This window comes from Psychroflexus sp. MES1-P1E, assembly GCF_002836055.1.
Lineage (GTDB): Bacteria > Bacteroidota > Bacteroidia > Flavobacteriales > Flavobacteriaceae > Psychroflexus.
This window is the reverse complement of sequence record NZ_PJBS01000133.1, coordinates 1-6,143: the sequence shown is the minus strand read 5'-3', so window position 1 is coordinate 6,143 and position 6,143 is coordinate 1. Positions and strand designations below refer to the sequence as shown.

At 32.3% G+C, this 6,143-nt stretch carries 7 protein-coding genes; all 7 read left to right on the top strand.

Translation table 11 applies throughout. The features are described 5' to 3' along the window. Positions 1–724 precede the first annotated feature (724 nt). Complete coding sequence (locus CXF67_RS03740; protein WP_102087524.1) at positions 725–1,141, top strand: 4-oxalocrotonate tautomerase; 417 nt, start codon at positions 725–727, stop codon at positions 1,139–1,141. A 246-nt stretch (positions 1,142–1,387) separates the two neighbouring features. Continuing rightward, complete coding sequence (locus CXF67_RS03735) at positions 1,388–2,119, top strand: alpha/beta fold hydrolase (protein WP_102087523.1); 732 nt, start codon at positions 1,388–1,390, stop codon at positions 2,117–2,119. Positions 2,120–2,208: 89 nt separating this feature from the next. After that, on the top strand, positions 2,209–2,880 hold the full coding sequence (locus CXF67_RS03730) for a type 1 glutamine amidotransferase domain-containing protein (RefSeq protein WP_180957891.1): 672 nt from the start codon (positions 2,209–2,211) through the stop codon (positions 2,878–2,880). Positions 2,881–2,882: 2 nt separating this feature from the next. Next, positions 2,883–3,566, top strand: a complete 684-nt coding sequence (locus tag CXF67_RS03725; RefSeq protein ID WP_102087521.1) for a type 1 glutamine amidotransferase domain-containing protein — start codon at positions 2,883–2,885, stop codon at positions 3,564–3,566. A 439-nt stretch (positions 3,567–4,005) separates the two neighbouring features. Next, positions 4,006–4,404 carry a nuclear transport factor 2 family protein gene (locus CXF67_RS03720; protein WP_102087520.1) on the top strand — a complete coding sequence of 133 codons (399 nt, stop codon included), beginning with the start codon at positions 4,006–4,008 and terminating at the stop codon, positions 4,402–4,404. A 258-nt stretch (positions 4,405–4,662) separates the two neighbouring features. After that, positions 4,663–5,118 (top strand): IS200/IS605 family transposase, encoded by a 456-nt coding sequence (tnpA, locus tag CXF67_RS03715; RefSeq protein ID WP_102087519.1) that lies wholly within the window; start codon positions 4,663–4,665, stop codon positions 5,116–5,118. Between the two features lie 69 nt (positions 5,119–5,187). Continuing rightward, on the top strand, positions 5,188–6,143 hold a 956-nt coding region (locus CXF67_RS03710), incomplete at its 3' end, for a TlpA family protein disulfide reductase (RefSeq protein ID WP_219621017.1).

Below are 6,143 nucleotides of genomic sequence, written 5' to 3'. Positions count from 1 at the left end.
ACAATTTTTGACTTTATAGGTGGAAATTCAGGCAAATCAAAAGTTACAGATAATATAACGGTAAAAGGATAACCTATTAAAGACGTTTCACATATTAATATAGCACCAAGCACACTAGAAAAGTCTAAAGAAGGAATATGGACATATAAAGGAATTATCAGCAATACAAGGTATGTTGATAAGGATGCACTTACTAAATTAAAGGCGGTTCAGCCACAAATTGGGAGAAAGGAAGCCACTTGTGTTTCATTTATTGCATTTGATAAATCTGACGAATGGTGGGCAATGACACAAAATGAAAGAAAAGAGATATTTGAAAAAAGATCGCATCATATAGTTTTATCGATGAAATAACTCCATGCAATTGCGAGACAATTATATCATTCAAGAGATATTGATGAGGAATTTGATTTTTGAGCTTGTTTTAAATTCGAATTAAGAAACGAGAGTGTATTTGATGATTTGGTTGGTTATTTAAGACATACTGAGGTATGGAAATACGTCACCAGAGAAATTTATATAAGAATAAACCGTGATTAATCCATGTAATTCTTTTTATATCAATAAAGATAGTAAAAGGTTATATACAAATGTCAGCTACTTGCTTTTTTTGTCAATCTAAAGATTTCTCGAACCATTGTCATAAGACAACTTTTAAACTTTATAACCATCTGATATTTGTACTGTTGCTGAACAATGAAGTTCACAACTTAAAATATATATTATGCCTATTACATTAACACTTACCGAAGGCGTACTTCCGTTAAACAACATCGAAAAAGCTGTATCAAAACTAACAGATTCTTTTTTAAAACATCATGAAATGTCTGGCAACAATGTCATGACAAGAAACGTAACTGCTCATGTGAGTGTTATTCCTAAGGGATTGACATTTGCTGGAGGTAAAACTGTAGATGGAGCGTGGGTTGAAACTAAAACACCTTCGTTTGCTCTTGCAAATAAAGAAGTACAGGAAAGTTTCTTTAATGAAGCCACACAAATAATTCATGATCTTTCTGGAGGAAAGCTACCAAAAGAAAAAATATGGGGAAATGGCGTGCATACTGTTGATGGTACATGGAACATTGATGGTACCCCATTGACCAATGAAGGAATATTTGAAGCTGTTTCAAAAGGTTAATTAAATACAAGTTCAAATCAAAAAAAAACATTTGAACTTGTATTTAATTAGTTTAACCATTGTCATAAGACAACTTTTAAACTTCAAAGTTACCTCAACTTTGTATCAATGATAAGTAGAGAGCGGTGAATTACTAAGAAAATTAATGAATTCCTCTAACTACGATTAATAGCAATTGTAAGTGGGCGTCGAAATAATGATGCCCATTTATATAATAGCAAATTATTAACAATAAAAATCAAATAAATGAAAAATTCAAATAAAACAATCCTATTAGTTCATGGTGCATGGGAAGGCGCATGGTCTTGGGGAGAAACAATCCCTTTTTTGCAAAAAGAAGGTCATAAAGTAATCGCTTTTGATTTACCTGGTCATGGTGATGATAAAACACCTATCTCAGAAATTTCACTTCAACTTTATGCAGACTCTGTAAGAAAGGAACTTAATAAAATAGCAGAGCCAGTAATTTTAGTTGCACATAGTTTTGCCGGATATATCATATCCCAAGTTGCAGAAGAATCAAAGGAGTACATTGAGAAGCTTGTGTTTGTAGCTTCAGCGATACCTTACGATGACAAACCTGCGGTTCAAATTTTCAAAGAAGATGAAGGAAGTGAATTATTGGCAAGCATGATTTTTTCAGAGGATGAGAGTTATGCTACTTTAGGTAGACAGGCCGTCAAGGATGTAATATTGACTGGTGCTACTGATGAGCAAGTGGATTATGCTTTACCAAAATTAGTAAAACAAGCTACAAAACCATTTTTTGAGGTTGTTAAAACAGGTAATAACTTTAATGAAGTCCCTAAAGCATATGTGGAAACTACCAAAGATAGAGTTATCTCTTTAAAAGTTCAAAGGGAAGCACAAAAAGAGACTGGAATTAGTGAAGTAGTTACCCTAGAAGACGGTCATGTTCCATTGGTTACCGGTCCAGAAAATTTAGGAAAAGCTCTAAATCAAATTGCAACAAGTTAAAATAGAAGAATAAATAAATACATGCGAAGCATGAGAAACAATCTATCAGATTGAATTTTATGTTTCGCGTGTTTATTGAAGATATAAACATGAAACACATACTTTTTATTATTACAAGTACTAATATAACAGGTACAGGAAAACACCCAGCAGGGTACGAATTTTCAGAAGTAGCCGACCCATATTTAGAATTTACTAACAAGGGATATACTGTAGATTTTGCTAGTATTCTTGGTGGAAACCCTCCTTTTGTTGGCTATGATTCTTCTCAAAAAACTAGTAAAGAATTCAAAGAGAGCAACTCTTTTAAACGACTCGATTTTAGTCATAAATTAAGTGATGTGGATGTTAGAGCCTATGACGCTATCTTTTTCCCAGGAGGTTTAGGATTAATGACAGATATGGTCGATAATCCATTGGTTAAAAAGATTATAAAAGAAACGTATGAAAACGAGAAAATTATTGGTGCTGTATGTCACGGACCAAGTGCTTTACTCAATGTTATTCTATCAGATGACACTAACTTATTAGAGGGAAAAAAAATTAACTCATTTACAAAAACAGAAGAGGATATTGATAAGCATTTATTGGGAGATGTAATCCCGTTTATGCTTGATGAAGAATTGATAAAACAAGGTGCTGACTTTTCAAACACAACACCTTTTGATCCATTTGTTGTTGCAGACGGTAACCTTATAACAGGTCAAAATCCAGCATCCGCCAGTGGAGTTGCGGTTGAAATGATAAAATTACTAGAATAATCATGAAAAGAGTATTATTTATTACAACATCACATAGGGATTTAGGAGAATCTGGGGTAAAAACTGGGGTTTGGTTAGAAGAAGTTGCAACACCTTACTATGGACTGAAGGAAGAAAGAATTCATGTTGAAATAGCTTCTATTAACGGAGGAAATATTCCTATAGATCCACTGAGTGAGTCAAAGGATTGGATGACGGAAGACACTATTAGATTTAAAGCCGATAAAATAGCTGTTTATCTAATGAATACTAGCTTAAGCTTGAGAGAAGTAGATCCATCGAAGTATGATTTAGTGTATTTCCCAGGCGGTCATGGGCCAATGTGGGATTTTGTAAATAATCCGTTATTAAAAGATACGCTACAACATTTTATACAAGAAGAGAAGGTAATTGCAGCAATGTGTCACGGAGTCTCGGTTCTTGTGGATGCTTTAGATGCTGATGGAAATACATTTGTTAGGGAAAGGGAAATTACCTCCTTTGCAGATTCTGAAGAAATAGGTGTAGGAGCTGATAAATTGGTTCCATTTCTTTTGGAATCCAAATTAACAGAACTAGGAGGTATATATAGTAAAGGAAATGATTTTTCTTCTTATACCGTTGTAGACAAAAATCTAATAACTGGTCAAAACCCAGCTTCGTCGTCTGAAATGGCGGATAAGATGATTGAATTATTGATGGATTAAATTCTTATCAAAGAGCTAACCCCAAAGAAGTTTAATGAGAGTATAGTATGTTCTTCTTCGACCTAAGAACGAAAATGGAGATTGATTAATTGAATAGAATCTAGAACGAAGATTTAGGTTGAAAATTATAGGCTTTTTGGTCTACATGAAAACGATAAAATTATAATAAATACAAGTATATGAAGCTGACGGAATATGTTATAGTTTCTTGTGATTAAGCCCTTCGAAATATCCAAAGATCAAGAAGGAATCCTAGCGATTATTTAAGATCATAAAGACGATTGAAATTTTGTTAAAGGAGAAATTCAAGACGAATTATTGTCTGCTGTCATTTATTTACTTTTTGAAAGTTCAACGATAGAAAGTAAAGTATTTAAATCCAACGAATTAATTGAAAAATTAAAAGTTTAACAGAAAATTTAATATAAATAATTAAACTATGGAACAAAAACATCCTCTTCCACCATTTACGTTGGAAACTGCAAAACAAAAAATTCAAATGGCAGAAGATGCCTGGAATTCTCAAGATCCTAAAAAAGTAAGTTTAGCATACACTGTCGATAGTGAATGGCGGAACCGAAGCTTATTCATTAACGGTCGAAAAGAAATTGTACGCTTTTTAACTGAGAAATGGAAAAAGGAGTTAGATTATAAGTTAAAAAAAGAATATTGGGCACATTCAGGAAATAGAATAGCTGTTAGATTTGAATACGAATATAGAAATGAAAATGGAAAATGGGTTAGAGCATATGGTAATGAAAACTGGGAATTTGACAAAAATGGTCTAATGGAAAAAAGATACGCAAGTATTAATGACCTCGAGATAATCAATAATTAAAGACAATTGTAAAAAATGCTTCATATTAATAGTGTCTCTATATCTTTTATCTAGTGTTAGTTCACATTTGAATTCAATGTCTTTCTTAGTGTTCTCTTCTAGTATTACTAATGCTAAATCATTGTCTTCGATGTAGTCTTTATGAAGCTTGTATTTAATCTAAAGAATTCCCTGAGGCTTGCCTCGGGTTGTAGCAAAGGAAAAGTTTGAAAAACGGATGGTTTTTCATAACGCTTTGAAAAAGCGTATTTTCGGTTTATGGATGATGAACATTTATACAAGAGCCATGACAAAACTTTATTGATTTACCATTTGGTTTTTCCATTGAAGTATAGAAAAAACGTTATTACAGATGAATCAGGAAAAACCTTGACTAATGTATGTGAAGAAATATCTGAGCGTTATGAAATTGAATTTATAGAAATAGGATATGAATCAAATCATGTTCATTTTCTTGTACAAAGTGTCTCTAAAATGTCAGTAAGTAAAATGGTTCGTACAATAAAAAGTATAATTGCGAGAGAGATGTTCCATCTGCATCCTGAAATTAAATCATTATTGTGGGGTGGTAGTTTTTGGATAAGTAGATTTTATGCAAATACGGTTGGCTTGTACGCAGTTAAAGAGGTAATTCAAAAATACGTTCAGAATCAGAGTAAAGAAAAAGAAGAAGAATACAAAAAAATCCATTCTGGACAGCTCAAATTATTTTAATACCTCGTGGGCTTGCCCCGAGGTAGTTTATTAAGTGTCAATGAGAGGGAAATTGAAAAAGACAAACTGTTGCTTATAGATTTTTGGGCAACTTGGTGTGGCCCATGTATCGCATCGTTTCCTCATTTAGAGAAACTGCAAGAAAAATATAGCGATGATTTACAAATCATTGCTATCAGCGATGAAAAAGTAGACATCGTAAACAATTTTTTAACAAAGAAAAATTCCAACCTTTCTTTCTTGAACGATGTTGATAGAAAACTCTTTAAGCGTTTTAATATTAGCGGTATACCAATTAGTTGCCTTATCTCAAAAAAAGGCGAGTTTATTTGGATAGGAAAGTCTGAAGATTTTGAACAAATCTTGATAGAATATTTGAACACTGGAGAAACACCTGAACCGTATACTACTGAATTTGACAAAGCTTATCAAGATTCTAATCTTGAACAAGGATTCTACAATTTCACAATAAGTGAAGGCGGAGATCCCAAATTATATTCAGCCAAGACTCAAAAGGTTGATAGCGTATTAATAGATATAGAATATATTTTTGTTCCTGTAACCGATGTAATAAGAGATTTTTTTCAAATAAATAGTCTGAGTTTAATTAACAATAGACCTGAATTGGATACCATTCTACTAAGCTTTAAAGTAAAAAGTAAAACAGTAACCTATGGACATGGAAAAAATAGAATTTTGGAAGACATTCAAAACACTTATAACTTCAATATTCAAACTAAAAGTAAAAATGCGGATGTTTATCTATTGAAGATAATTGATAAAAATTTATTAGAAAAGGATGTAGAAACTATTGAGGGAGGTGGTTATGTAAATAGAAAAGACGGTCAACATCTAATCACACGATTAAGCTTAAATCAGTTAGCATCATACTTTGAAAGCAGGTTAAAAACTAATTTTCAATTTGAAGGTGTAGATAATTCTAAATATAATTTTGTTTTTGATGAATTCGAAGATATGGAAGGCTTGAAGTCCCAATTAAATAAAGTTGGAATTGGTCTATCAAA

Excerpts from the sequence above, each read along its gene's own strand:
- CXF67_RS03740 (WP_102087524.1), top strand. The coding sequence starts at position 725 with ATGCCTATTACATTAACACTTACCGAAGGCGTACTTCCGTTAAACAAC.
- CXF67_RS03735 (WP_102087523.1), top strand. The coding sequence starts at position 1,388 with ATGAAAAATTCAAATAAAACAATCCTATTAGTTCATGGTGCATGGGAA.
- CXF67_RS03730 (WP_180957891.1), top strand. The coding sequence starts at position 2,209 with ATGAAACACATACTTTTTATTATTACAAGTACTAATATAACAGGTACA.
- CXF67_RS03725 (WP_102087521.1), top strand. The coding sequence starts at position 2,883 with ATGAAAAGAGTATTATTTATTACAACATCACATAGGGATTTAGGAGAA.
- CXF67_RS03720 (WP_102087520.1), top strand. The coding sequence starts at position 4,006 with ATGGAACAAAAACATCCTCTTCCACCATTTACGTTGGAAACTGCAAAA.
- tnpA (WP_102087519.1), top strand. The coding sequence starts at position 4,663 with ATGGATGATGAACATTTATACAAGAGCCATGACAAAACTTTATTGATT.